Annotated in this window: 20 protein-coding genes and 2 pseudogenes; 13 read left to right on the top strand and 9 right to left on the bottom strand. The window is 65.3% G+C overall.

Annotation, left to right across the window (positions count from 1 at the left end):
* Nucleotides 1-144: 144 nt before the first annotated feature.
* The 7 genes and pseudogenes from J4G43_RS37295 to msrA all read left to right on the top strand — a co-directional run bounded on the left by J4G43_RS37295 (nt 145) and on the right by msrA (nt 5,615).
* Nucleotides 145-813 (top strand): sensor histidine kinase, encoded by a 669-nt coding sequence (locus tag J4G43_RS37295; protein ID WP_208087969.1) that lies wholly within the window; start codon nt 145-147, stop codon nt 811-813.
* A 33-nt stretch (nt 814-846) separates the two neighbouring features.
* Nucleotides 847-1,547, top strand: a pseudogene (locus tag J4G43_RS37290) (VOC family protein).
* 259 nt (nt 1,548-1,806) lie between these two features.
* Complete coding sequence (locus tag J4G43_RS37285) at nt 1,807-3,120, top strand: epoxide hydrolase family protein (protein ID WP_208087968.1); 1,314 nt, start codon at nt 1,807-1,809, stop codon at nt 3,118-3,120.
* 65 nt (nt 3,121-3,185) lie between these two features.
* Nucleotides 3,186-4,034, top strand: a complete 849-nt coding sequence (locus tag J4G43_RS37280) for an enoyl-CoA hydratase/isomerase family protein (RefSeq protein WP_208087967.1) — start codon at nt 3,186-3,188, stop codon at nt 4,032-4,034.
* Between the two features lie 121 nt (nt 4,035-4,155).
* Nucleotides 4,156-4,578, top strand: coding sequence for an OsmC family protein (locus J4G43_RS37275; RefSeq protein ID WP_208087966.1), 423 nt, complete (start codon nt 4,156-4,158; stop codon nt 4,576-4,578).
* 96 nt (nt 4,579-4,674) lie between these two features.
* Nucleotides 4,675-5,070 carry a cupin domain-containing protein gene (locus tag J4G43_RS37270; RefSeq protein WP_014493565.1) on the top strand — a complete coding sequence of 132 codons (396 nt, stop codon included), beginning with the start codon at nt 4,675-4,677 and terminating at the stop codon, nt 5,068-5,070.
* 29 nt (nt 5,071-5,099) lie between these two features.
* Nucleotides 5,100-5,615 (top strand): peptide-methionine (S)-S-oxide reductase MsrA, encoded by a 516-nt coding sequence (gene msrA, locus J4G43_RS37265; protein ID WP_208087965.1) that lies wholly within the window; start codon nt 5,100-5,102, stop codon nt 5,613-5,615.
* A 94-nt stretch (nt 5,616-5,709) separates the two neighbouring features.
* On the opposite strand, the gene J4G43_RS37260 is transcribed toward msrA, so the two are convergent.
* Nucleotides 5,710-6,351, bottom strand: coding sequence for a TetR/AcrR family transcriptional regulator (locus tag J4G43_RS37260; RefSeq protein ID WP_208087964.1), 642 nt, complete (start codon nt 6,349-6,351; stop codon nt 5,710-5,712).
* A 139-nt stretch (nt 6,352-6,490) separates the two neighbouring features.
* On the opposite strand from J4G43_RS37260, the gene J4G43_RS37255 reads away from it, so the two are divergent.
* From J4G43_RS37255 to J4G43_RS37245, 3 genes are all read left to right on the top strand, one after another.
* On the top strand, nt 6,491-7,633 hold the full coding sequence (locus J4G43_RS37255; RefSeq protein WP_208087963.1) for an HlyD family secretion protein: 1,143 nt from the start codon (nt 6,491-6,493) through the stop codon (nt 7,631-7,633).
* Complete coding sequence (locus J4G43_RS37250; protein ID WP_208087962.1) at nt 7,630-9,123, top strand: MDR family MFS transporter; 1,494 nt, start codon at nt 7,630-7,632, stop codon at nt 9,121-9,123. Before J4G43_RS37255 ends, J4G43_RS37250 begins: the two co-directional genes overlap by 4 nt.
* An 88-nt stretch (nt 9,124-9,211) precedes the next feature.
* Nucleotides 9,212-10,150 (top strand): aldo/keto reductase, encoded by a 939-nt coding sequence (locus tag J4G43_RS37245; protein ID WP_208087961.1) that lies wholly within the window; start codon nt 9,212-9,214, stop codon nt 10,148-10,150.
* Between the two features lie 45 nt (nt 10,151-10,195).
* Here the strand turns inward: J4G43_RS37245 and J4G43_RS37240 are convergent, their stop codons facing one another.
* Nucleotides 10,196-13,033: an ATP-binding protein gene (locus tag J4G43_RS37240; protein ID WP_208087960.1), complete on the bottom strand. Its 2,838-nt coding sequence runs from the start codon at nt 13,031-13,033 to the stop codon at nt 10,196-10,198.
* 298 nt (nt 13,034-13,331) lie between these two features.
* Between J4G43_RS37240 and J4G43_RS37235 the strand changes: the two genes are divergently transcribed.
* Nucleotides 13,332-14,321, top strand: a complete 990-nt coding sequence (locus tag J4G43_RS37235) for a Bug family tripartite tricarboxylate transporter substrate binding protein (RefSeq protein ID WP_208087959.1) — start codon at nt 13,332-13,334, stop codon at nt 14,319-14,321.
* A gap of 6 nt (nt 14,322-14,327) precedes the next feature.
* Here J4G43_RS37235 and J4G43_RS37230 read toward each other — a convergent pair whose 3' ends face one another.
* The 7 genes and pseudogenes from J4G43_RS37230 to J4G43_RS37200 all read right to left on the bottom strand — a co-directional run bounded on the left by J4G43_RS37230 (nt 14,328) and on the right by J4G43_RS37200 (nt 22,497).
* On the bottom strand, nt 14,328-15,488 hold the full coding sequence (locus tag J4G43_RS37230) for an MFS transporter (RefSeq protein WP_071911513.1): 1,161 nt from the start codon (nt 15,486-15,488) through the stop codon (nt 14,328-14,330).
* 1,021 nt (nt 15,489-16,509) lie between these two features.
* A complete protein-coding gene (locus J4G43_RS37225; protein WP_208087958.1) occupies nt 16,510-17,742 on the bottom strand; it encodes a Zn-dependent hydrolase in 1,233 nt (410 codons plus the stop codon).
* Nucleotides 17,735-18,521: pseudogene (locus J4G43_RS37220) on the bottom strand (ABC transporter ATP-binding protein). The gene J4G43_RS37225 and the pseudogene J4G43_RS37220 overlap by 8 nt, the downstream one beginning before the upstream one ends.
* Nucleotides 18,518-19,291 carry an ABC transporter permease gene (locus J4G43_RS37215; RefSeq protein ID WP_208089516.1) on the bottom strand — a complete coding sequence of 258 codons (774 nt, stop codon included), beginning with the start codon at nt 19,289-19,291 and terminating at the stop codon, nt 18,518-18,520. Before J4G43_RS37215 ends, J4G43_RS37220 begins: the two are co-directional and overlap by 4 nt.
* A gap of 72 nt (nt 19,292-19,363) precedes the next feature.
* A complete protein-coding gene (locus tag J4G43_RS37210; protein ID WP_208087957.1) occupies nt 19,364-20,308 on the bottom strand; it encodes an ABC transporter substrate-binding protein in 945 nt (314 codons plus the stop codon).
* Between the two features lie 105 nt (nt 20,309-20,413).
* The gene (hutC, locus tag J4G43_RS37205) at nt 20,414-21,142 is read right to left on the bottom strand and encodes a histidine utilization transcriptional repressor HutC (protein WP_208087956.1); all 729 of its coding nucleotides are present in this window, start codon (nt 21,140-21,142) and stop codon (nt 20,414-20,416) included.
* On the bottom strand, nt 21,139-22,497 hold the full coding sequence (locus tag J4G43_RS37200; protein WP_208087955.1) for a formimidoylglutamate deiminase: 1,359 nt from the start codon (nt 22,495-22,497) through the stop codon (nt 21,139-21,141). The genes hutC and J4G43_RS37200 overlap by 4 nt, the downstream gene beginning before the upstream one ends.
* Before the next feature lie 82 nt (nt 22,498-22,579).
* Between J4G43_RS37200 and hutI the strand changes: the two genes are divergently transcribed.
* Both hutI and hutH read left to right on the top strand, forming a co-directional pair.
* Nucleotides 22,580-23,794 carry an imidazolonepropionase gene (gene hutI, locus J4G43_RS37195; protein WP_208087954.1) on the top strand — a complete coding sequence of 405 codons (1,215 nt, stop codon included), beginning with the start codon at nt 22,580-22,582 and terminating at the stop codon, nt 23,792-23,794.
* Nucleotides 23,791-25,350: a histidine ammonia-lyase gene (gene hutH, locus J4G43_RS37190; RefSeq protein WP_208087953.1), complete on the top strand. Its 1,560-nt coding sequence runs from the start codon at nt 23,791-23,793 to the stop codon at nt 25,348-25,350. The genes hutI and hutH overlap by 4 nt, the downstream gene beginning before the upstream one ends.
* Nucleotides 25,351-25,353: the final 3 nt, after the last annotated feature.

Here is a 25,353-nt window from a genome sequence, read left to right as displayed (position 1 = left end):
GTGCTTGACCGTCGAGAGGACGGTCTGGCCGCCAACTTGTGCCGCCGATCATAACAAAATCTTGCAACGTCTAACGAGCAAAACGCGCGCGGTGCATCCAGTATAGGCTTCGAGTTAGGTCCTAGATCCAACGGGGAGGCTATCATGTCCGCTATCGGCTTGGAGACGAGCGACCATTTCGTTCGTTCTCAGCACATTGCCAGCCTTGATGATCAGTCGCGTGATTGGGAACTCGTGCTGCGGGAATCCCACCATCGGATGAAGAACACGTTGACGCTGCTGGGTGCGTCAGTCCGCCGCGACTTCTCGCGGCCGGGCACCAGGGATATGTCGGGCGCGGTGGACCGGTTCGAGCAGCGCATCGTCGCGTTCGGCAGGCTCTATCAGCTCTTGTCCGACAGCGACAATCTGTCCGCCGTCTCCGTCGAGGCCTTCTTCGAAAACCTGTGCGAGGCGCTCTCCGAGGCGGTGCTGGAACCGGCCAGCATCCGCTGCGAGGCCGCGATCGAGAGCGGGGCGCTGCCGGCATCGCAGTGTCATCGGCTGGCGCTGATGCTGACGGAGCTGGTCACGAATGCCGCCAAACATGCCTTCCCGGACAGGAACGATGCGCTGATCCGCATCGAAATGGCCAACCGCGACGGCGCCTGGTTCTGCACGGTGGCTGACAACGGCATCGGTGCGACCGGTCCGCTTCAGGGCACCGGCAGCCGCATCCTTGAAGGGCTCGCACGCAGTATCGACGCGCGGTTGCAGGGCGAAGCGAGCCAGGGCGGCACACGCGTGACGATCGTGATGCCCACTGCCGCTTGAAGCTCGCTTCAATTTCAACTCAGGGAGTTCGACATGGCCACCACCGAAATCGACCGCGACGCCGAGGCCGGGTCCCCGAACACGTCTTCGACATCGCATGGCGTTGACCTGAAGCTCGAGATCGTCGTCATCCCCGTGTCGGATGTCGACCGCGCCAAGGCGTTCTACGCGCGCCTCGGCTGGCGATTGGACGCCGATTTTGCCTCAGGTGACGAATGGCGCGTGATCCAGTTCACGCCGCCGGGTTCGGCCTGTTCGGTGATCTTCGGCAAGAACGTCACACCGGCAGCGCCCGGTTCGGCGCGCGGGCTGTACCTGATCGTCTCCGATCTGGCGGCGGCGCGACAGGATCTGCTCGACCGTGGCATCGCGGTGAGCGCACCATTCCATGGTGCGGGCGACGTTCACGCCGGTCCGGACGAGCCGTATCTGTTCGGCAGCGTCCGGGTCAGCGGTGCTGACCCGAAGCGCAGCAGCTACAGCTCGTTTGCCTCGTTCAGCGATCCCGACGGTAATGGCTGGCTGTTCCAGGAGGTCACGACGCGACTGCCTGGACGCATCGCGGGTGACGGCCGACGTTTGCCTCAACGGCCGATCTGGCCGCAACCCTGCGACGTGCCGCTGTCGCGCATGGTGAGCACGAGAAGCGCATCGGCGGACACGACGAGAACTGGGCGGATTGGTACGCCGACTACATCGTCCGCGAGCAGGCCGGTCAACCGCTGCCCTCCTGAGTTGTAATGAACACATCGCCTGAATTCACAGACAGGGCGCGCGCCGATTGAACTCGTCGCGCGCCGAGTTGCTTCTGCATCGCGCGTATCGTCATCGTCGCTCGCTTTCCTGCATCCCCCGGACTCGCAACGGCTAACGCGGCCTAACAACCGATAACGAGCTAATTGCCAGGACCTGCGCCAATCTCTCTTCACGACGAGCCGACGCGTCGATTTCGAATTCGGTTGGCGTCACCGACCAAAGCAAGGGAGATCTGCCATGACAACGCGAGCACGAGCTGACATTCTCAATCCCGACCGCCGTCAATTGCTGAGCCAGGCCGCAATGACCGCGGTCGCCGCCAGCGTGACGAGCCTGCTGCCGCTGCGTCCGGCGAAGGCCGCTGCAAGCGGCACGATCCGCCCGTTCCGCGTCAGCGTGCCCGAAGAAGATCTGCTTGACCTCCGCCGCCGCCTCGCAGCGACACGCTGGCCCGATCGCGAGATTGTCGCCGACCAATCGCAGGGCGTGCAGCTTACGACGCTCCAGCAGCTCGTGCGGTACTGGCAGAACGATTACGACTGGCGCAAGATGGAGGCGCGGCTGAATGCCTTGCCGCAATTCGTCACCGAGATCGACGGCGTCGACATCCACTTCATTCACATCCGCTCCCGCCACGAGAATGCGCTGCCGATGGTCGTCACACATGGCTGGCCCGGCTCGATCATCGAGCAGATGAAGATCGTCGGCCCGCTCACCGATCCCACCGCGCATGGCGCGAAGGCCGCGGATGCATTCGACCTGGTGATCCCCTCGCTTCCCGGCCACGGCTTCTCCGGCAAGCCGACGGAGCTCGGCTGGGATCCCCAGCGCATCGCGCGCGCCTGGATCGTGCTGATGAAGCGCCTCGGCTACAACCGCTACGTGGCGCAGGGCGGCGATTGGGGCAATGCCGTCACCGAGCAGATGGCGGTGATCGCACCGCCGGAGCTGCTCGGCATTCACACCAATATGCCCGCCACCGTTCCCGACGACATCGCCAAGGCGCTTCAGCCCGGCGGGACGCGGCCGTCAAACCTCTCGGCCGACGAGCGCATTGCCTACGACCAGCTCGAAGATTTCTACAAGCATGGCCTCGGCTACGCCATCGAGATGTCGAATCGGCCGCAGACGCTCTATGGCCTCGTCGACTCACCGGCCGGCCTTGCGTCCTGGATGCTTGATCACGACTCACGCAGTGCTGCGATGATTGCGCGGGTGTTCGACGGCAAGACCGAAGGCCTGTCGCGGGACGACGTGATCGACAACATCACGCTCTACTGGCTCACCAACACCGCGGTCTCGTCGGCGCGGCTCTACTGGGAGAATAAGCTGGTGTTCCTCGAGCCCAAGTACATCAAGATCCCGGTCGCCGTCAGCGTGTTCCCTGACGAGATCTGTGCCGCGCCGCGCAGCTGGGCCGAGAAGGCCTATCCGAAGCTGATGCACTACAACCGGCTCGACAAGGGCGGCCACTTCGCAGCCTGGGAGCAGCCCGCGCTGTTCTCTGCGGAAATGCGCACCGCGTTCCGCCCGCTGCGCCAGTCGATCTGAACCGAGCAGGGGACGCGCGCTGCCGTTCGTCCCTTTTCCGAACACAAATATCAGGAGTGCCAACAATGAACCGCCCCGTACAGATCTTCACCACCGAAGACATTCGCCTGGAGCGGCGCCTGCCGACATACTGGCGCGTCACCTTCGACATGCCGCCGGTGAACATCTTCGGTCCAAAGCACCTTCCGCTGCTCAACGAGATCATCACCGCGATTGAGACCGATCCGGACGTGAAGGTGGTCGTATTCGACAGCGCCGTTGAAGGCTTCTTCATCACGCATTACGACTTCCTGGCGCCGCTTGAGGACTCGCTTCGCGTTCCACCCGGGCCGACCGGCCTGCAGGCGCTGCCTGACATGCTGGTGCGCCTCAGCCGCGCGCCGGTCGTCTCCATTGCCTCGATCCGGGGCCGTGCGACCGGGGTCGGCAGCGAGCTCGCGCTGGCGAGCGACATGCGCTTTGCCAGCCGCGAGAAGGCGATCCTGTCGCAATGGGAGGTCGGCGCGGGACTCGTGCCCGGCGGCGGACCGATGGCCCGGTTGCCGCGGCTGATGGGCCGAGGCCGTGCGCTCGAAGTGTTGCTCGGTGCCGACGACATCCACGGCGATCTCGCCGAGCGTTACGGCTACGTGAATCGTTCGCTGCCGGATGCGGAGCTCGACGGCTTCGTCGAGGCGCTCGCCATGCGCATCGCGTCGTTCGACAAGGAGGCCATCGCCGAGACCAAGCGTCTTGTCGATGTTGCGAGCCTGCCGCCGGATGACGAGATCAAGCCGGAGTGGGACGCGTTCCTGGCCGCGCTCGGCCGTCCCGCCAGCCAGACCCGCATCAAGGCGCTGATGGCGCGCGGTTTCCACCGAGCCGGCGACGTCGAGAACCGGCTTGGCTTCCATGTGGGTCAAATCAGCGGCTAACGGAACCGCTGTGGCGTTCGGCCGGTTGGAGGGGTGACAGGCGGTCGTGCCAATGTCGCTTTCCTCCGCTACCGAGCGCCGGTGCTAAAAACCAACCTGAAAACCAACAAGGAGAATTGAGATGATCCGCAAGGCAACAGCAGTCTGGAAGGGCACCGGTCGCGACGGCACCGGCCATCTCTCGAGCGAATCCGGCGTGCTCGCCGGGACGCCCTATTCGTTCAAGACCCGCTTCGAGAGCGAGAAGGGCACCAATCCCGAGGAGTTGATCGCCGCGGCCCATGCCGGTTGCTTTACCATGGCACTGGCCTTCGGCCTTCAGCTCGCCGGCTTCACGCCGGACGAGCTGTCGACGGTAGCCGCCATCACGCTCGAGCCGGAAGGCAAGGGCTTCAAGATCAGCAAGTCGGCACTGACGCTTCGCGCCAAGGTGCCGAACCTTGACGACGCAGGTTTCGCCAAGATCGCCGGCGAGGCCGAGAAGAACTGTCCGGTGTCGAAGGTGCTCAACGCCGCGATCACGCTCGACGCCAAATTGACCTGATCGAACACAGGGAACGGTGCCATGTCTCGCCAAGATCTGTCTCGCCAAGATCCGCCTCGCCAGCATCAGCCGGATGAAGACAGGTTCCGGGCGATTTTGCCCGAGGACATCGCTTGGCAACCGTTCCCTGCGTTCCCGCCGGGCGCGCGGCTGGCGGTGATGGTCGGCCATCCCAGCGAACCCGGACCTTACGTGGTCCGGGTGAAGGTGCCGGGCGGCACGAAACTGATGCCGCACAAGCATCCGGAGGACCGCATCTACACGGTCATGTCGGGTGTGTTCTACATCGGCCTCGGCGAGCGTTTTGATGGCGATCAGGTGAAAGCCTATCCGCCGGGCAGCGTCATCGTGCTGCCCGGCGAGACCTGGCATTTTCACTGGGCGAAGTCCGGCGAATACGTCACACAGGTCTCCGCCATCGGGCCGCTGGGCCTCGAATATCACGATGACCACGATGACCCGCGCTTGCATCCGGCAGCGGACAAGCGCTGACTATCTCGACGAAACCAATGGAGCATCAGATGACGACAGAGCGCGCAGTTTTGGCCGGAGGCTGCTTCTGGGGCATGCAGGATCTGATCCGCAGACAACCGGGGGTGATCTCCACCCGTGTCGGTTACACCGGCGGGCATGTGAAGAACGCCACCTACCGCAATCACGAGGGCCACGCCGAGGCGATCGAGATCATCTTCAATCCCGCCAAGACGAGCTTCCGGACCATGCTGGAGTTCTTCTTCCAGATCCACGATCCCACCACGCTCAATCGCCAGGGCAATGATCTGGGCACGAGCTATCGCTCGGCAATCTTCTATACGAGTGACGAGCAGAAGCGGGTTGCCGAAGACACCATCGCCGATGTCGAGGCGTCAGGTCTCTGGCCCGGCAAGGTCCTGACCGAGGTTGCGCCCGCAGCGGAGTTCTGGGAAGCCGAGCCCGAGCATCAGGATTATCTCGAGCGCTATCCCGATGGCTACACTTGCCACTTCATCCGGCCCGACTGGAAGCTGCCAAGGCGCGCGGCCGCCGTGGGAGGCTAGCCGGATCGTCGCGTACGGCCGCCGAGGGCTTTTTGACGAGGAGTGCAAATGTGCGAACTCCCCTCATCGTACGATCACGAGAATTCCTCGTGGCTCAATGCGCCTCCGGCCGGCGTCGGCAGATCACGGTCACCGCCTTGCGGGCAATCTCCCTCAGCTCGGCGCGGCGCGCTCCGGCCCGTGCGCGAATGGCGATCGTCTGCATCGTGGCGGCGGCAAGAATCGCGAGTGCAGCCGGGTCGGCCTCGCGATCCAGCTCGCCCTTGTCCTGCGCCAGGCGGAAGCGGGCCTCGAAATCGGCATCGATCGCGCGCAGTCCCGTCGCAACGCTGCTCCGGATCGCCGCATCCTCGGCGATTTCGGTCACCGCGGTTCCGACCACGAAGCAGCCGCGCGCTGATCCCTTGCCGGAAAAGTAGATCGACAGCGCCGCGTCATAGGCCAGCATCAGCGCTTCGTCCAAGGGATGGTCCCCTGCGAGAGCCTCGCGCGTTGCCGCAAGGCTGATCTCCCAATAGCGCGCCAACGCCTCGAGATAGAGCGCGTGCTTGTTGCCGAACACCGCGTAGAGGCTCGGTGGGCTCATGCCGGTCGCGGCCGCGACCTTGTCCAGGGACGTGCCGGAATAGCCCGTCCTCCAGAACGTTTCCGTGGCCCGCTTGAGGGCCGTCTCAGTGTCGTAGGCGGGTGGCCGTCCCCGGCGCGCCGGCCCCGTCTCGCTCTTTTTCCGTGCCATGTCGTCCGAACCTGGTTGCCATGTTCCACACGTATATTTGTATGGATCGTTATAAAAATCAATGGCCGCGCGGCTTGATCGTCGCGTCGGGGTACAATATTTGTAACGAACGTTAGTAAATGAGATAGGGACGAGGACGATGGGTTTGAACTTTGCGCCAATCGCCGGCTGGCTGGGCGATCGCAGCTTCCGCGGGAGCGAGGCTGCTGCGCCGTTGTTCGGAGCGGATCTTGCCAGGCGGCTGCGCCGGCCCCTGATGCTCGTGGTGCCGGCCGCGGCTGCCGTGCTCGGCGCCTTCATGTATCTGGCGCAGGAACAATTTGTCTCGACCGACGATGCGTTCGTGCGCGCCGCGAAAGTCACCATCAACGCGCGGGTGTCGGGCCAGGCGGTCGAGATCGCCGTGCGCGACAATGAGCGTGTCCGGCAGGGCCAGGTGCTGTTTCGAATTGACCCGGAGCCCTACCAGATCGCCGTCGATCAGGCCGAAGCCCGGCTCGGCAGCGCGCGGCTCCAGATCGACTCCCTCAAGGCGACCTACCGCCAGCAGCAGGCGGAGTTGCAATCGGCGAAGGACTCGGCCTCGTTCGACGAGCACGAGTTCGACCGCAAGAAGATGCTGGTCGCCTCCGACTTCACGCCGCGCGCGGTCTACGAGCGGGCCGAGACCGATCTCAAGGTCGCGCGCCATCGGATGGCATCGATCGAACAGCAGATCGCCAATACGGTCGTCGCGCTCAACGGCGACCCCGACATCGATGTCGACCGCCACCCGACAGTCCGCGCGGCGAGGGCGCAGCTCGATCGCGCGCGGCTCGATCTCTCCTACGCCACGGTGAGGGCTCCCGACGACGGCATCGTGACCAAGGTCGACGATCTGCAAATCGGCGGTTTCGTCAACGCAGGCGCGCCCACGTTCTCACTGATGTCGAGCCGGGACGTGTGGATCGAGGCGAATTTTCGTGAGACGGGCCTGACCCACATGCGGCCGGGCCAGGAGGCGACGATCGACGTCGACGCCTATCCGGATCGAAAATTCAAGGCGCATATCGTCAGCATGAGTCCCGGCACCGGGTCGGACTTCTCGATCCTGCCGCCGGAGAATGCGACCGGGAACTGGGTCAAGGTCGTCCAGCGGCTGCCGGTGCGCCTCGAGCTCGACGATCCCGATTCGACCCGGCCACTGTTCTCCGGCATCAGCGTGGCGGCGCGGGTCGACACCGGCCATCGTCGCAACTGGCTGCATCTGCTCCAGCCTGCGCTTGCGACGGAGGTCAAATGAGCACGCCCCTCCCATCGACCGCGACCGGCGGTCATCATGCAATCTCGGCGGCCGCCCTGATGGCGACCTACATGCAGGCCGTCAACATTTCAATACCGAACGCCGCGCTGCCGCACATCCAGGCCACGCTCTCGATGGCCAATGACGAGGTCGGCTGGGTGTTCTCCTCGTATATTGCTGCAAGCGCCGTGACCATGTCGATCACGCAATGGCTCGCGGGACGCTACGGCCGCAAGGCGGTCTATCAGACAGCCCTTGCCGTCTTCACGCTTGGTCTTGTCCTCGACACGCTGGCGACGACGTCGATCCAGTTCGTGCTGGCGCGGATTCTCCAGGGCGCGGCGAGCGGACCACTTGCGCCGCTCTCATTGGCGATTCTGCTGGAGGCGACGCCGGCGGCGCGGCAAGCGCGCATGGGCCTGGCATTGACGGTCTGCTCGCTGCTCGGCATCAGCACCGGTCCCGCTCTTGGTGGCTGGCTCAGCGAATATTACGGCTGGCCGTCGATCTTCTATGTCAGCCTGCCCATGACGGCCTTCATCGCCCTGACGATGGCCCTGTTGCTGGGCGAGAAGCGGGCAGAGCGGAGCCAGCCCTTCGACATCTTCGGCCTGACGACCTTCTCCGCCGGCATGATCGGGCTGCAGATGCTGCTGGATCGCGGCGAGCGCCTCGAATGGTTCGCCTCGACGGAGATCTGGGTCGAAGCAATCGCCTCGGTCCTGGGCTTCTATCTCTTCATCGTACACGTTCTGACGAAGAAGGAGCATTTTCTCCGCACGGCCCTGTTCAGGGATCGCAATCTCGTCCTCTCGACGGTGATCTCCTTTGCGCTCGGCTTCGTCCTGCTGCCGACATTGGCATTGACGTCCCCGATGCTGGAGGAGTTGCTCAACTACCCTGTCGACACCACCGGCTACATGAGCATTCCACGCGGCGTGGCGCTGGTCGGAGCGCTGGTGCTGACGAGCCTGGTTCCGGGACAGGTTGACTACCGGCCGTTCCTCATGGGGGGCATGGCGCTGGTGGTCTATGCCAACTGGCTGATGCTCGGCTATTCGCCGGCGATGGACTGGCGGCCGGTCGTCGAAGCAGGTTTCCTCCAGGGCGCTGGTCTCGGCATATTGTTGCCGGCGCTGGTGAGGGCCGCGTTCGGAACGCTCGATCCGAAGCTTCGCCCCGAAGGCAGTGCGCTGATCAACCTGTCGCGCCTTTACGGCAGCACGATCGGCATCGCGGTGGTCCAGCTGTTCTTCTATGCCAACACTCAGGCCGTGCATATCGCGCTCGCCAAGCATCTCACGCCTTCTCGTGTCGCGGCGAATGTCACGGGCCCGATCGGGAAGTCAGGTCTCGCCGCCCTCAACGGCATGGTCACGCGCCAGGCGGCCACGGTTGCGGTCATCGATCAGTTCGAGATCCTGATGTTCGCCATGCTCGTCGTGATCCCGCTGGTGTTCTTTCTTCGTAAGCCGCGCCCCGCCGGCTAGCGCCGGAGAGTCGTGAAATGACGTTGTGTCCGCAACCTCGATCGCTTCCTCCGCATCGCGCGGCTAGCAGTCAACAAGGAGTATCACCATGACGACCTCCGATTCACTTCGTTACACGAGAATTCCCACGCATGAGGCCGTGACGATTCCCGCAGTCGGATTTGGCACGCTCATTCCGGATCCGCTCGTGACCAGGCAGGCCACCAGGGCTGCATTGGAGGCCGGATTTCGACATCTCGATTGTGCCGAGCGCTATCGCAACGAAGCGGCCGTCGGCGACGCGCTACAGGACGCGTTCAAGGCGGGCACGCTTCGGCGCCAGGACCTGTTCGTTACGACGAAGCTATGGAACACCAATCATCGGCCGGAGCGGGTCAGGCCCGCCTTCGACGCCAGTCGCCGGCGGCTGCAACTCGACGAGATCGACTGCTACATCATCCATACGCCCTTCGCCTTTCAACCCGGCGACGAGCAGGACCCGAGGGATGCGAGCGGCCATGTGATCTATGATTCAGGCGTGATGTTGGCGGAGACATGGGGGGCGCTGGAGCGGCTCGTCGACGAGGGGCACTGCAAGTCGATCGGGCTGTCGGACATTACCTTGGAGAAGCTGCGCGAGATCGTCGAGGTCGCGCGGATCAGGCCTGCTATGGTGCAGGTCGAATCGCATCCGTACCTGCCCGAATGGGAGCTGCTCGACTTCTGTCGGGAGCATGGAATTGTCCTGCAGGCGTTTGCCGCGCTGGGACACGCCATGAAGCCGAACCTCCTCGCTGATCCCGTGATCACCGCCATCGCGGAACGCCTGCACAAGACGCCGGCTCAGGTCGCCCTGGCCTGGGCCGTCCAGCGCGGCACGGCTTTCCTGACGACGTCGACCAATCCTCGGCGGATCGCGGAGAACTTCGATATTTCGACGTTGCCTGAAGACGCCATGCGGGAGATGCGGGACCACATCACGACGAATGTCCGCTTCAACACAGTGGTCGAGACCGGCGTGCCCGGATTCATTCCGCGGGCAGGATGAAGCGAGCGGTGTGGTACGAAGGCCGAAGGCCTTCGGCCGGCCTCGTCAAGTCCGGAGTTGCGCGATCAAATCGCGTGCGCTGCGGATATCGGCGATGCCGGCGCCCTCGCTGAACGCCCCGCATGCACGTTCGAGAATTGCCAGGGCCTCTGCATTCTGGCCGGCTCCGATCATGAACCGCGCGAGGCTGATCGCACCGCGCAGCTCCCAGAATCGCGCGCCCTGCTGGTTGGCAATCTCCATGGCCTCGCGAAAGCGCGCCTCGGCGTCCCCCGCATGCCGCGGGCTCTTGAGCAACAATTCGCCCTTGATGCGCGTCAGTTCCGGCAGATACCACAGCTCCTGCCGGTCGTTGCAGCGGGTCAGGACGTCCTCGATCACGTCGAGGCCACGGTCGACCTGGTGGGCCTCGCCGGAACATGCGGCGAGTTCGCCGAGCAGCGGAAGAAAGCGCGGCAGGAAACGCGCATCGCCGGCGCGATTGAGCTCTTCGCGCAGCAGCGGCAGGCCGGTCGCGACGTCGCCACGCCTTACGACGACCGCCGCGTTGAAGGCCCGTGCCCACAGGCCCCACAGCCGGATGGCGTGGCGCTCGGTGTGTTCGAGCAGCTCGGTGCCGTGGCGCTCCGCGGCCTCGAAATCGCCGGACCAGAAGGCGATTGGGCAGGCGGCTTGCCCCAGCACGCTGCAGAAAGTCAGCGCGTGGCCGTTGGCGCGACCTTCCTCGATGTTTCGGGCGGCGAGCGCCTGGGCCTGATCGGCGAGGCCCTGAAGCCACAGGATGCGGGCCCGGAAATATTGCGTCGATATCCTGAGGTCGAGCGGGAAGATCTTCGGCTTCTCCGCCAGCACATGCAGCGACGCGTTCACGCGCTCGATGCGCAGCCGTGCGTCGTTCTGATCGCCGAGATAGTGCAGCGCCACCGCCATCAGCCGGTCGCCCAGCATGAGATCGGTCCTGTCCGACGAGTTCGCCGCTGCATTCGCAAACCGGTCGGCGAGCGCACGGGCCTTGCCGAACTGTCCGTTGTTGAACTGGTCGATGCACAGGCCCCAGAGCGCGCGCAGCCGGAAGTCCTTGTCGTCGAGCCTGTCAGCCAGCTCCAGGGTCGTCTCGAGGATCGGACGCGCCTCGCGGGCGCGGCCCTCGCCATACATCAGCGACCAGCCGAGCGCCGACAGGAGTTGCATGCGAATGCGATCGTCGCCGCTGTCGCCGAGCGCGGTGAGCGCCGTCTTGGCGCGCTCGCGGCATTCGGCGAACAGGGACAGGCGGACCCACAGCGTGACGGCAGCCGCCGTCAGCGCGATCCCGAGTGCAGCGTCGCCGTCGTGCCCGAAGGCCCAGTTCAATGCGGCGCGCACATTGTCCAGCTCCGCGCCATAGATGCTCAGCCATTCCGGCAGCGGCGTCGATGTATCGGCCTCCGCGCGCTCGAAGAAGTCGCGAAAATGCTCTGCATGACGGCGCGCGAACTGACTGGTCTCGCCGAGCTCGTTCAGCTTTCCATGCGCATAGGTGCGCGTGGTGTCGAGCAGGCGATAGCGCAACGTTCGCGAGCCGGATGGCGAGATCAGCGATTTGGTGACGAGGCTGTCAATCGCCTCCAGCGTTTCGGACGCGCCGAGGCCGTCGCCGGCGGCTACCGCGGCAGCCGCCTCCGGCGCGAAGGGCCCGGCAAAGACCGACAGGCGTCGCAGCGTGGCACTCTCGGCGGGAGGTAGCAGATCGTAGCTCCAGTCGAGCGCCGCGGCGAGCGTCTGATGTCGTGGCACGGCGGTGCGCCGACCCCGCCACTGCAACGAGAAGCGGCTGTCGAGCAGCGACGCCGTGCCGGCAATACCGTACGCATTGACACGGCCGGCCGCGAGCTCGATCGCGAGCGCAATGCCGTCGAGGCGCCGGCAAATGCTCGCGACGAGCGGCGCTTCTTCCGCACTGAGCTGGAACGGACCCGAGCTCTGCGCAATGCGCTCGACGAAGAGCTGGGCCGCGGGGTAAGCGAGGACCTCGGCGACACCCAGGTCCTCGCGCTCCGGCGGGCAATCCAGCGGGAACAGGCGGAAAATCCTTTCGCCGTCGCTCCGGAACGACTCGCGGCTGGTAGCGAGAACGCGAAGCTGCGGTGCGTCGCGAACGATGCGCTCGACAAGCGGTGCCAACGCATCCAGCACATGCTCGCAGCTGTCGAAGATCAGCAGGGCTGGGCCGGTCTTCAGAAATGTCAGCAGGGCCGGCGTCGGATCCTCCGCGCTGATGGTCAGTCCCAGTGCGGAGGCGATGGTGGTCGCGATGTGGCTGGCATCTCTCAGCGGACCGAAGTCGACGAAGAATACGCGCCCGCCGAAATCCGCCGATCTACGATGCCCGACGGTGACGGCGACGGCGGTCTTGCCGATGCCGCCGGGGCCGACCACCGTCATGAAGCGATGCAGCGAAAGCCCGTTCGATATCTTCTCGACGATCTCCTCCCGTCCGACCATTTTCGAGAGCGGCGAGGGAAGGGAACGGGGAGGTGCAATGTTCACGGCGGGCTGAGCGGCCGGCGGGGCCGCGTGAGCGAGCGAGGCGACAAAGCAGTAGCCGCGGCCGGGCACATTGACGACATAACGGGCCGACTTGCCGGTATCGCCCAGCGCCTTGCGCAGTGCCGCGACGTGGAAGCGCAGGCTGCCCTCGTCGACATTGACGTCGGCCCAGATGCGCTTGACCAACTCTCTCTTGTCGATGACTTCGCCGGGGCGCTCGGCGAGGAAGATCAGAATATCGAGCGCGCGGCCGCCGACGTGAAGCGGCGAGCCCTCCTTCTCCAAGAGCCGCGACTTCGGAAATAGTCGAAATGGCCCAAAAGAAATGGCCGAGTCTTCGGTACGATCTGGCACGCGCCATTGCCCCCGCAACGGGAGTCAAAATGTATTACTTTTTGGTCTATCAGAACGAGGCGTACAGTAAACTGGCCGAAAGCAGTGGGCAGAGCTGGTAGCCCTGCGCGCATGGCTTCGATCGGTCGGTCCGCCGAAATAACCCTTAAGAAGTAAAGGGTTATGGTGACATGACAAGGCGATGACACCGGTGCCCTCACCCGGATGGCGCATTGACGGCGGTAGCAGATTGCTGAGACTGGATGGTTCGGGAGCCGGTCCCGCCTCGACAGTGACCACCGACTTCCGGAATTCGAACATGGCTTCCTTCTCGCGGCGACGATTCGTCCATGCCCTATCGGGCGCAGCGGCGCTGGCGGCCATCCCGCGCAGCGGACAAACCGCTGACTATCCGTCTCGTCCCATTCGCCTCGTGCTTCCGTATGGAGCCGGCGGAGCGGGGGACCAGATCGGGCGTCCCTGGGTGGACAAGATGTCATCGCTGCTTGGGCCGACCTTCGTGGAATATATCGGCGGTGCGGGCGGCGCGATCGGGGCTGCGACGGTCGCGCGCGAGGAGCCCGACGGCTATTCGCTGCTGCTCGGCAATGGCAGCACGCAGGTCATCATTCCCCTGACCTCGAAAAATCCCGGCTATTCCGTCGACGATTTTCGCGCCATCTATCGCTTGATCAGCACCGCGCTGGTTTTCGCGGTCCATCCGTCGGTGCCTGCCGCGGATCTGCGTGAGCTGATCGCCTACGCTAGGGACAATCCGGGAAAACTGTCCTACGGGACACCAGGCATCGGCACTGGCAACCATCTGGTCGGCGAATCCTTCAAGCAGCAGGCCGGCGCGCTGGACATCGTCCACGTGCCGTATCGGGGCATTTCGCAGGCGACCAACGACCTCGCTGGTGGCCAGATATCGCTCGTCATCGGCGTCATGTCCGACCAGTTGAAGCAACTGGGCGGGGCCGGGAAGGTCAGGCTGCTGGCGGTCACCAGCGAAAAGCGGTTGAGCGGCGCGCCGGAGATTCCGACCGCGGTCGAATCCGGCATGCCGGATCTCCGCTATGAGGGCTGGTTCGGCATCTTCGCACCCAGGCTCACCGACGATGCGATCATCGACCGGATCGCGCATGCGACGCTGGTCGCGATGGCCGATCCGCCGATGCAGGCAAACTACCGTGCCCAGGGCATCGAGCCCGACATCGATTCGAGTCCCGACAAATTCCAGCGCATCATCGACGCGACGACGGCAAGCTTGGCGCCCGTGATCAAGTCGATCGGGCTGAGCAATTTGTGAGGCCGCTCAGGCCTCGACGCGCGACGTCTGCCGGCCCTCCGCCGTGACCATGCGCGCCGACAGCGCGACGAGACACATCAGCGCGGCCAGCAGCCAGAACGCTGTCGGCAATCCGCCAAGCCGTGCGACGAAGCCGACGCCGGCGGGACCGATGAGGATGCCTGCGTAGCCTGCGGTCGTGATGGCGGCGACGGCGAGCCCCGTGGGCATCACGGTCTGCCTGGCCGCCCGGCGGAACAGCACCGGCACGAGGTTCGATGCACCGAGGCCGATCAGCAGGAAGCCGCCGATGGCGACCGCCGCTACGGGCGCCCTGAGCAGGACTACGAAGCCCGCGATCGCAATGATGCTCCCCCAGAACAATGTCGCGCGATCCCCGATGCGTGCGACGACGGCGTCGCCGCCGAGCCGCCCCGCGGTCATCGCGATCGAGAACACGATGTAGCCGATCCCGCCTTGCACTTCCGAGACGAGGCCGGCGCCGATGACGAGCAGCGCGCCCCAATCGAGCATCGCGCCCTCGACGAGGAAAGTGATGGCGGCGAGCAGCGCCAGCAGGAGCACGGAGCCATGCGGCAGCACGAAGAGCGGTCCGTCCTGCACCTGCACCGAACGAAGCAAGCGCGGCCAGGCCGCCAGCATCGCGACCAGCATCAGCACGGAGCAGATCAGCGTGCAGGCGAGCGCGCCGAGTTGCAACGAGAGCAGCGCAGTCATCAAGGCGGATCCCGCGAAGCCGCCGATGCTGAACAGCGCGTGGAAGCCAGACATCAGCGGGCGGCCCGCGTCGCGCTCCACCTCGACCGCGTGGATGTTCATGGCGACGTCGATGGAGCCGAGCGCGGCGCCGAAGGCGAACAGGGCCAGCGCCAGCGTTGCCGGCGAGCTCGCGATCGCCAGCAGGGGCAGCACCAGCGCCAGACCGAGCCCGCCCGCAATGATGATCGGCTTGCTGCCGTAGCGCGCGCTCATGACTCCGGTCAGAAGCATCGCGACGACCGAGCCGATGCCGAGGCTGAGCAGGAGCAGTCCAAGAACGCCGTCATCGACGCCGAGCCGCGTCTTTGCGAACGGCACTAGCGGCGCCCAGCATGCGATGCCGAAGCCCGCGACGAGAAAGGCGAGCCGCGTCGCGAGGCGCGTTGCCGGCCGGTCGGCAGAATGCATGGGAACTCCGGGGAAGCAGGGCGGGGCGGATCGACAAGCCCTGAGATTGCCGCGCCTTTATGTCCGAGGCGTGCTCGAATTGTCGCAGATAGTGCTCAAGAACGGCGCGACGTCAACCTGGGTTCCGAAGCGTGTTGCGTTCGGGACGATATTCGTAAGCGCGCCGCCGGATTCGCGAGCGCGCCGCCGGGCTCGGCCGTCGGGCAAAACACCGGGTCATTCCGAGCTGCGCCGGTGTCAAGCCGCGCTTGCAATAATATTCCACTTTACCGAAATTCGGAAATGGCGTATGTGTCGCCCATCCCGGCTCACCAAGAGGGGCGACCTTGTGTCGTCACGTGTCGCGAGCCGGGCTTGCGGTGGACGCGGCAGCGTCGGGCGCGAGAGGTTAAGGGCAGGGCGGATTGCTCTCCGTGAGCCCAAAAGTTCGTGCCGGATGAGCGGCGCTGTCAGGTTCGTCTCGTCTGTAAGTTTCCGGCTCCGTCGACAGGGCTGGAAAAACTGCGGCGAAATGGCGGGCCGTGCGTACGGCAAAACCGTGTGATCCTGACCGTCGTTGCTACGGTCAAGTGCTTTGCGGATGCGGCAGTCGCGTCAACCGGCGCGGTGCTGGCGACTTTCGCAGGCGTGAGGGAGGCCAGAAGGAATTCGGCTCCCGGGAGAGCACGGCATAAGCCGTCCGACCACTGCGCAGGGAAGGCCGAGTGATTGGCACCACCTGTATGCTGCTGTGCGGTTTCCTTTGCGCACCACCTCGCGCAGCGGACCGCGGGTGCGAGGTCAGCACCCAGCCTTCCCTGCGCCCTCTTGGCTTCGAGGGTGGAGAGATCAAGCAAAGCTCGGGCGAAATGCGCTGCGAGGATGCGAAGGTGTGTCTGCAACACGCGCTGTCATCGCCCGCGAAGGCGGGCGACCCAGCATTCCAGAGGCGGGTGTGGTTGAACGCTGCGCTTCGGCTATGCCGTGCCGATCACGAAGGGCAAGTACGACATCGTCCAGGAGTTCAGATGCGGCGGCACGTCTAACCACCGAGGAGCCGCCGGCAGGCGTCGACGAAGACCTGCGCGCCCGTGACGATGTCGGCGTCGGCGGTGTTCTCGGTCCAGTGGTGGCTGATGCCGCCGATCGACGGCACGAACAGCATGGCAGCGGGCATGACGGTCGCGAGCAACTGCGCGTCGTGGCCGGCGCCGCTGGGCATGCGAATGGATCGTCCGCTAGCAAGGGCCTTGCTCGCGGCTTCGATGGCGTCCTGGAAGCCGGCGTTCATCATCGCGGGCGCGCCGGTGCGAATCTTCTCCACGGTGACGGTGCAAGGGCCTTTCGCGGTGGCCTCGTCAGCCATGGTCCGCAGCAGTTGCTCCAGCCGCGAGATCACCGCCGGATCGTCGTCGCGGATCTGGAACAGCAATTCGGCCTTGCCCGGGATGATGCTCGGCGCGCCGGGATCGAGCGTGATGCGGCCGGTGGTCCAGACCGTGCGCGGGCCGCAGGCCCCTGGGAACCGCTCGTCGATCGCGACGCAGAACTTGGCCAGCGCGAGGCCGGCATCCTTCCGCGCCGCCATGCGGGTGGTGCCGGCATGGTTCTGCTCGCCGACGAAATTGATCTGGTACTGCCAGATGCCGACGATGGAGGTCACCACGCCGATCGCGAGCTTGCCGCTTTCGAGCGTGTCGCCCTGCTCGATATGCGCCTCCAGATATCCGATGTGGCGTCCCGGCTCGGCGGCGACGCGCGCGCGGCCCGAGAGCCCCATGTCGGCGAGTGCGTCGCGCATGGTGTGGCCGCTGGTGCGGTCGCGGGCGGCATCGATGTCGGCCTCGGTCACCTGTCCGACATAGGAGCGCGAGCCGAGGAAGTGCCCAAAGTGTCCTTCCTCGTCGCACCAGGCGGCAACTTCGACCGCACCCTTCACGGATGGGTCGGCATTGAGCACGCGGGCCGCTTCGAGCGCATAGACGACGCCGAGCGGGCCATCGAGCCAACCGGCGTAGTTCTGGCTCTCCAGGTGCGAGCCCGCCAGCAGCTTCGGCCCCGGCTTCGCGCTGCTGCCGAACACATTGCCGATGCCGTCGATCGCGGCGGTGAGGCCGGCGTCGGGCAGCTTCTGCACCAGCCAGTCGAGCGACTGCTTGTGCGGCTCGGAGAAGGTCGGCTTATGCACGCCGGTCTTGTAGGCGCCGATGGCACGGAGCGTATTGAGATCGGCGAGAACGCGTTGCCCATCGGCACGCGGCTTGGTGTCAGGCATGTTCGGCAACCTTCAACGCCTCGGTGCGGATCTCCTCGACCAGCCGTTCCTTCAGCTGGACGAATTCGGGCGTGGTCTTGATCTTGTAGGAGCGCGGATGCGGCAGGTCCACATTGATTTCGGCCTTGAATGCGGCCGGGGCGCGCGCTCATCACGATGACGCGGCTGCCGAGGAAGATGGCTTCCTCGATGTCGTGGGTGACGAACAGCACGGTCTTCTGGTCGCGCTCCCAGATCCCGAGCAGCATTTCCTGCATCAAGGCGCGGGTCTGGTTGTCGAGCGCGCCAAAGGGCTCGTCGAGCAGCAGGATCTTTGGATCGTTGGCGAGCGCGCGGGCGATCGCGGTGCGCTGCTGCATGCCGCCGGAGAGCTGCTTCGGCCAGTGGTTCTCGAAGCCGGACAGCCCGACCTGGCGGATGAAGGCATCGGCGATCTTGTTGCGCTCCGCCTCGGGCACGCCGCGCTCGCGCAGGCCGAAGGCGATGTTCTCGCGCACGCTCAGCCAGGGAAACAGCGTGTAGGACTGGAACACCATGCCGCGATCGGCGCCGGGGCCGGTCACCTCGCGCCCGTCGAGCGTGACGCGCCCGCTGGTCGGCCGGTCGAGACCGGCGACGATGCGAAGCAGCGTGGACTTGCCGCAGCCGGAGGGGCCGAGGATGGTGACGAAATCGTTGTTGCCGATGGTGAGATCGGTCGGCTCCAGCGCCCTGGTCGGCGCGTTGCCGTGGCGCGCGGGGAAGGTTCGCGAGACCTGTTCGATTTTCAGCGTGGTCATGCGAGCCTCCACGGAAACAGCCAGGCGTTGAACGCCTTGAACATGAAGTCCGAGAGGAGACCGATCACTCCGATCACGATGATGCCGAAGATGATCTGGCCGGTGTTGAGCAGCGCCTGGCTGTCGGTGATCATGTGGCCGATGCCCGAGGACGAGCCAATCAGCTCGGCGACGATGACATAGGTCCAGGCCCAGCCCAGCACCAGCCGCAGAATCTCCGCGATCTCGGGTGCGGAGGAGGGCAGCAGCACCCGGCGGATGATGCCGCGGTCGCTGGCCCCGAGCGTATAGGCCGCCTCGACCAGATCGCGCCGCGTGGTGCCCACGGTGACGGCGATCATCAGGATGATTTGGAACACCGCGCCGATGAAGATGACGAGCAGCTTCTGCAATTCGCCGATGCCGGCCCACAGGATCAGCAGCGGGATAAAGGCCGAGGCAGGCAAATAGCGAGCAAAGGAGACGAACGGTTCGAGGAACGCTTCGACCGGCTTGTAGGCACCCATCAGCACGCCGAGCGGAACCGCGATGATCGCAGCAAGGGCGAAGCCGCCGACGACGCGCCAGATCGTCATGCCGATGTCGAACAGGAAGCCTTGCTTGGCGAGCAGGTCATAGCCTTCCTGCATCATGGTCAGCGGGTTGGCGAGAAAGGTCTTCGACACATGGCCGCCGAGCGTCGCCCACGACCAGAGGGCAACGAACAGCACGAAGAACGCGAGGCCGTAAGCCACGCGCTGCTTCGATTTCACGGGATCCAGGGGACGCATCAACGATCTATCCGGGCGGTGAACGAGTTTTCCGGCCCCGCCGCGAGACGGGGCCGGCAGCTCCTGAAGGGTTTACTTGATGTAGCTCGCGTCGAAGAGGTCCTCGACCTTCGGCGCGGCCTTGATGATGCCGATCTCGAGCAGGAGGTCGGCGGCCTCCTTGTTGAAGGTCAGGAAATCGCCGGCAAAGAACTTCTGGTTCGCGGCCTTGTCCTGCCAGCGCAGATATTTTGCCGAGTTGCCGAACGCCTCGCCGGTCTGCTTCACGTCCGCGCCCATGATCTCGTAGGCCTTGGCCTGATCCTTGGCGATCATGTCGAGCGCCTCGAAATAGCTGTCGGCGAGCGCCTTGGCAGCCTTCGGGTTCTCGGTGAGGAACTTCGGCGTGCAGCCAAAGGTGTCCATGACCATCGGATAGTCGAGCGTGGTCGCGATGATCTTGCCCTTGTCGGGCGCGGCGCGAACCGTCGACAGATACGGCTCGTAGGTCATCGCGGCATCGTTCTGGCCGGAGACGAAGGCCTGCGCGGCGGCCGCGGGCTCGAGGTTCACGACGGTGACGTCCTTCACCGAGAGCCCGTTCTTCTTCAGCATCCAGGCCAGCGCGAAATAGGGCGAGGTGCCGGGCGCGGAAGCCGCGACGGTCTTGCCCTTGAGGTCCTTGATCGATGCGAGATCGTTGCGCACGGGCATGCCGTCGGCGCCGTAGCTCTTGTCGAGCTGGAAGATCTGCTTGGTCGCAACGCCGTTGGCGTTCCACGAGATCCAGGTCTCGACGGTCGTGGCAGCGCACTGGACGTCGCCGGAGGCGATCGCGAGGTGGCGGTCCTTCTGCGGGATCTTCTTGATCGTCACGTCAAGACCGTTCTTCTTGAATATGCCGGCCTCCTTCGCCAGCGTGAGCGGCGCGAAGCCGGTCCATCCGGAGATGCCCACGCCGACCTTGACGTCGTCGGCGAGTACCGGAGTGGAGGCCGCGAGGGCAATGATTGTCGCAAAAATTGTCGAACTACGCATGATTGTCGTCCTCTTGCCGATCGATGGATTGACGTCCCTGTTAATCATTCAGTCCTGATGGACCGTTGCCCGAAGCGTTGCACGATTTGTGCCGACATCGTTCTCTCAGCCTCCCTTGAATCGGGCGACAAGGCGGTGAGAGTCACCGGGATAGAGCAGGCGCACCGCGGTGATGGTGCGCGCGCTGCGCCAGGTATAGCGGTCGATCACGAGGCAAGGCGCGCCGACGGCGATGTCGAGCGCCTCCGCCGTGCGATCGTCCGCAACGATGGCGCTGATCGTATGCTCGGCTTCCGTCCATGGGACATGATGAAGCAGCCACGAGCCGGGCGGTTCGCGCGAGAAATCCGCGGTCGCTGCATCCGGCACGGACGACAGATCGATCAGTCGGTCCTCGACGGCAAACGGCACCTTGTCGGCGCTGTGCCGACAGGTGATCGCAACCAGCTTTCCGGCTTTCTTGACGCCAAGACGCTCGCGGTCGGCGGCGGTCGCCGCACGCAGTTTGCGCCCGATCAGCTCGTAGCCGTAGCCGCGGCCAAGCGCGGTGATCTCGGCGCGAATGTCTGCGATCTTCAGCACCGCCGACAGATGCTGCGGCCGGCGTACGAAGGAGCCGGCGCGCCGCCGCCGTTCAATCAGATCTGCCTGCGCGAGCTCCGACAGCGCCTTGTTCACCGTCATGCGCGAGCAGCCGTAACGTGCGACCAATTCGTGCTCGAACGGGATACGATGCCCGGGCGGCCACTCGCCGGTCAGGATGCGCTTCTCGATATCGGCGCGGATGCGCTTGTAGAGCGTCGGCTGGTCGGCGGCATTGGTGGCCAGGCTCATGCGACGAGCCTCCGCACCGCTGCGTTGAAGCGCTCGCGCGCGGTCTGTCGCAGTCTGTGTCGTCCGCCTTCGACGACCTTGTGGCCGCCGGCCCAGACGCAATCGATCGCGCCGGTCCCTCCGGCAAAAATCCAACCGTCGATGGCGGCGTCGCGCAAACGTCCCGCGAGCGACGGATGTGCGGTGTCGAGCGTGATGATGTCGGCGCGTGCGCCGGGCCCGAGGCCAACCGCGGCCTGTGCCAGCGCGCGTGCACCGCCGGCGAGCGTATGATCGAACAGCGTACGTCCCGTCGAGCGGCCTGCGCCGCTGGAGAGCACGTTGCGCTCGCGATGCTTGAGACGCTGGCCATATTCGAGCTGACGCAGCTCGTCGGCTGCGCCGACCAGCACGTTGGAGTCGGTGCCCACACCGAACGCGCCGCCGGCATCGACGAATTCGCGCGCCGGAAAGATGCCGTCGCCGAGACTGGCCTCGGTGATGGGGCAGAGACCCGCCACCGCGCCAGTCCTGGCGAATGCGGTCACTTCCGCATCCGTTGTATGGGTCGCGTGGATGAGGCACCAGCGTTGATCGAGCGGCGCGTGCTCCAGCAGCCATTGCACCGGCCGTCGTCCCGACCAGGCCAGGCAATCCTCGACCTCTTTCACCTGCTCGGCGGCATGAATGTGCACCGGTCCACCATCGGCGAGCGGAATGATCGCCGCGAGCTCATCCGGCGTCACCGCGCGCAGGCTGTGCGGCGCGATGCCGATATTGGCGCCCGGCAATCTGCTGATCGCCTTTCGTGACGCTGCCATCAGCGCGGCGAACTGATCGACCGAGCAGATGAAGCGGCGTTGTCCCGCATGCGGTGCGGCGCCGCCGAAGGAGCCATGCGCATAAAAACTCGGCAGCAGCGTCAGCGCAATGCCGGAAGCTTCGGCGGCCTGTGCAATGCGGGCAGCCATTTCCGCGAGGTCGGCATAAGGGGAGCCGTCGCGATCGTGGTGGAGGTAGTGGAATTCGCCGACGTGGGTAAAGCCCTGTTCGAGCATCTCGATATACAGCAGCGTCGCAACGGCGGCGACATCGTCCGGCGTCATCGTCAGCGCGAAGCGATACATCGTGTCGCGCCAGGTCCAGAACGTATCGGTGCTATCGCCGCGCAGCTCGGCCAGCCCCGCCATGCCGCGCTGGAATGCGTGGCTGTGCAGGCTCGCCAACCCCGGAAGCGCAATTCCATGACGCTCGTCGCCGGCGGCCGGCGCCACGCCCGGCGTCACCTCGGCGATCGCGCCGGCGGTGATCACCATCTGCACGTCATTGGCCCAGCCCGAAGGCAGGAGCGCGGAGGCGAAATGCAGTCGGGTCATGATTACACGCCGGCTGGACAGAACCGCCCCACGATTATATGTCTAGACATATAAGTCAAGCATCCCACGAAGGGACCATGGCATGGCAGAGCACTTCGACCGGATCTGGCACAACGCCCGGCTCGCCACGATGCGGGCCGACCGTCCCGATCTCGGCGAGATCGAGCATGGCGTGATCGCCATGCGAGGCGGCCATATCGTCTATGCGGGCGCGGCGGCGGATTTTCCTGGTGATGCGGATGCGATCAAGCGGATCGATTGCGAGGGGCGTTGGATCACGCCCGGCCTCGTCGATTGCCATACCCATCTCGTCTATGGCGGCAATCGCGCGCACGAATTCGAGCTGCGCCTGAAGGGCGCAAGCTACGAGGAAATCGCGCGCGCCGGTGGCGGCATTGTCTCGACAGTCGCCGCGACACGCGAGGCGAGCGAGGCCGAGCTCGTTGCCAGCGCGCTGCCGCGGCTCGATGCGCTGATCGGCGAGGGCGTCACCACCATCGAGATCAAGTCCGGTTACGGCCTCGATACCGAGACCGAGATGCGGCAGCTCTCAGCGGCGCGCATCCTCGGCCGTCAACGGCCGGTTGCGATCCGCACCTCCTTTCTCGGGGCGCATGCGCTGCCAGTGGAAGCCGGCGGTGACAAGGATCGTTACATCGATCTCGTGTGTCATGAGATGTTGCCGGCCGTCGCAAAGGCCGGTCTTGCCGATGCCCTCGATGCCTTCATGGAAGGTATCGCGTTCTCGGCCGAGCAGACCGCGCGGGTGTTCGAGACGGCGAGGGGGCTTGGGCTGCCGGTCAAGCTCCATGCGGACCAGCTGTCGAACCTCGGCGGCGCTGCGCTCGCCGCAAAATTCTCGGCGCTCTCCGCCGATCACCTCGAGCATACTGACGAGGCCGGCGCTACCGCGATGGCGAAGGCCGGGACTGTCGCCGTGCTGCTGCCCGGCGCCTTCTATTTCATCCGCGAGACGCAAAAGCCGCCGATCGAGGCGTTCCGCAAGCACGGCGTCCACATGGCGCTCGCGACCGACTGCAATCCCGGCAGCTCGCCGCTGACATCGCTCCTGCTTACGATGAACATGGGCGCGACGCTGTTCCGGATGACGGTGGCTGAATGCCTCGCTGGTGTTACCCGCGAAGGCGCGCGTGCGCTCGGCGTGCTCAATGAGACCGGCACGCTGGAAGCAGGGAAGTGGTGCGATCTCGCGATCTGGGACATCGAGCGGCCCGCCGAGCTCGTCTACCGCATCGGCTTCAATCCGCTGCATCGCCGGGTGTGGAGGGGACAGTGACGGAACAGGGCGCGGCGATGGTCGTCAAGCCGGGAACGGTCAGCCTCGACGATCTCGCGCGCGTGCTCACTGGCGCTCCTGTTGTACTCGATCTGTCATTCTGGCCGCGCGTCGAGGCGGCCGCGGAGATCGTCGCAAAGGCAGCCCACGCCGCCGCGCCGGTCTACGGCATCAATACCGGTTTTGGAAAACTGGCCTCGAAGCGCATTCCCCCCGACCAGACCGCGCTGCTCCAGCGCAATCTCATCGTCTCGCATTGCTGCGGCGTCGGCCCGGCCACGCCGGAGCCGATCGTCCGGCTGATGATGGCGCTGAAGATCGTTTCGCTTGGGCGTGGTGCCTCCGGCGTCCGCCGCGAGGTGATCGAGCAGTTGCAGGCCATGCTGGCGCAGGACGTCTATCCGCTGGTGCCGCAGCAGGGCTCGGTCGGCGCCTCCGGCGATCTTGCGCCGCTCGCGCACATGACGGCGGTGATGATCGGCGAGGGGCAGGCGATCGTTGATGGCAAGACTGTCTCCGGCCGTGAGGCACTCGCCGTCGCCGGTCTCGCGCCGCTGACGCTGGGCCCCAAGGAGGGGCTCGCGCTGATCAACGGCACGCAGTTCTCGACCGCCTACGCTATCTCCGGCGTGCTGCGCGCGTTTCGCCTGGCTCGCGCCGCGCTCGTCACCGGCGCGCTGTCGGTCGATGCGGCAATGGCCTCGACGGCGCCGTTCCGCCCCGAGATTCAGGCGTTGCGCGGCCATGCCGGGCAGATCGCGGCGGCCTCGACGCTGACCGCGTTGCTTGACGGCAGCGATATCAGGTTGTCGCATCTCGAAGGTGACGAGCGCGTGCAGGATCCCTATTGCCTGCGTTGCCAGCCGCAGGTCGCGGGCGCCGTGCTCGACCTGATCACGCAGGCCGCGCGCACGCTGATCGTCGAAGCCAACGCCGTCACCGACAATCCGCTCGTTCTGGTCGAGACCGGCGAGATCGTCTCCGGCGGCAATTTCCACGCCGAGCCGGTCGCCTTTGCCGCCGATACGATCGCGCTGGCGTTGTCGGAAATCGGTGCGATCAGCGAGCGGCGCATCGCGACGCTGGTCGATCCCGCGCTCAATTTCGGTCTGCCGCCGTTTCTGACGCCCGACCCCGGCATCAATTCCGGCTTCATGATCGCCGAGGTCACGGCTGCCGCACTGTACGCCGAGAACAAGCAGCGTGCGGCTGCCTGCTCGATCGACTCGACCCCGACCAGCGCCAACCAGGAAGACCATGTTTCGATGGCCGCGCACGCCGCGCGTCGCCTCTCGGACATGGCCGACAATCTCGCCGCCATCCTCGGCATCGAGCTTCTGGTCGCCGCACAAGGCATCACGCTGCGCGCGCCGCATGCGACCAGCGCCCCACTCGTTGCCGTCATCGCTGCGCTTCGCGAGCATGTGCCCACGCTCGCCGCCGACCGCTACATGGCCGGCGATCTCGCCAAGGCGGCTGCGCTGATCGAAGCCGATGCGCTACCGGCCGTGGCGATCGCGGCGCTTCCAACCGATCCGTTCCCGAGACTTGACTAAAGA

Origin of the sequence: Bradyrhizobium barranii subsp. barranii, from assembly GCF_017565645.3 — a bacterium.
Taxonomy (GTDB): domain Bacteria; phylum Pseudomonadota; class Alphaproteobacteria; order Rhizobiales; family Xanthobacteraceae; genus Bradyrhizobium; species Bradyrhizobium barranii.
The sequence above is the reverse complement of the archived record's forward strand: the minus strand, read 5'-3'. Positions and strand labels throughout refer to the sequence as shown.

Excerpts from the sequence above, each read along its gene's own strand:
- J4G43_RS37295 (WP_208087969.1), top strand. The coding sequence starts at position 145 with ATGTCCGCTATCGGCTTGGAGACGAGCGACCATTTCGTTCGTTCTCAG.
- J4G43_RS37285 (WP_208087968.1), top strand. The coding sequence starts at position 1,807 with ATGACAACGCGAGCACGAGCTGACATTCTCAATCCCGACCGCCGTCAA.
- J4G43_RS37280 (WP_208087967.1), top strand. The coding sequence starts at position 3,186 with ATGAACCGCCCCGTACAGATCTTCACCACCGAAGACATTCGCCTGGAG.
- J4G43_RS37275 (WP_208087966.1), top strand. The coding sequence starts at position 4,156 with ATGATCCGCAAGGCAACAGCAGTCTGGAAGGGCACCGGTCGCGACGGC.
- msrA (WP_208087965.1), top strand. The coding sequence starts at position 5,100 with ATGACGACAGAGCGCGCAGTTTTGGCCGGAGGCTGCTTCTGGGGCATG.
- J4G43_RS37260 (WP_208087964.1), bottom strand. The coding sequence starts at position 6,351 with ATGGCACGGAAAAAGAGCGAGACGGGGCCGGCGCGCCGGGGACGGCCA.
- J4G43_RS37255 (WP_208087963.1), top strand. The coding sequence starts at position 6,491 with ATGGGTTTGAACTTTGCGCCAATCGCCGGCTGGCTGGGCGATCGCAGC.
- J4G43_RS37250 (WP_208087962.1), top strand. The coding sequence starts at position 7,630 with ATGAGCACGCCCCTCCCATCGACCGCGACCGGCGGTCATCATGCAATC.
- J4G43_RS37245 (WP_208087961.1), top strand. The coding sequence starts at position 9,212 with ATGACGACCTCCGATTCACTTCGTTACACGAGAATTCCCACGCATGAG.
- J4G43_RS37235 (WP_208087959.1), top strand. The coding sequence starts at position 13,332 with ATGGCTTCCTTCTCGCGGCGACGATTCGTCCATGCCCTATCGGGCGCA.
- J4G43_RS37230 (WP_071911513.1), bottom strand. The coding sequence starts at position 15,488 with ATGCATTCTGCCGACCGGCCGGCAACGCGCCTCGCGACGCGGCTCGCC.
- J4G43_RS37225 (WP_208087958.1), bottom strand. The coding sequence starts at position 17,742 with ATGCCTGACACCAAGCCGCGTGCCGATGGGCAACGCGTTCTCGCCGAT.
- J4G43_RS37215 (WP_208089516.1), bottom strand. The coding sequence starts at position 19,291 with ATGCGTCCCCTGGATCCCGTGAAATCGAAGCAGCGCGTGGCTTACGGC.
- J4G43_RS37210 (WP_208087957.1), bottom strand. The coding sequence starts at position 20,308 with ATGCGTAGTTCGACAATTTTTGCGACAATCATTGCCCTCGCGGCCTCC.
- hutC (WP_208087956.1), bottom strand. The coding sequence starts at position 21,142 with ATGAGCCTGGCCACCAATGCCGCCGACCAGCCGACGCTCTACAAGCGC.
- J4G43_RS37200 (WP_208087955.1), bottom strand. The coding sequence starts at position 22,497 with ATGACCCGACTGCATTTCGCCTCCGCGCTCCTGCCTTCGGGCTGGGCC.
- hutI (WP_208087954.1), top strand. The coding sequence starts at position 22,580 with ATGGCAGAGCACTTCGACCGGATCTGGCACAACGCCCGGCTCGCCACG.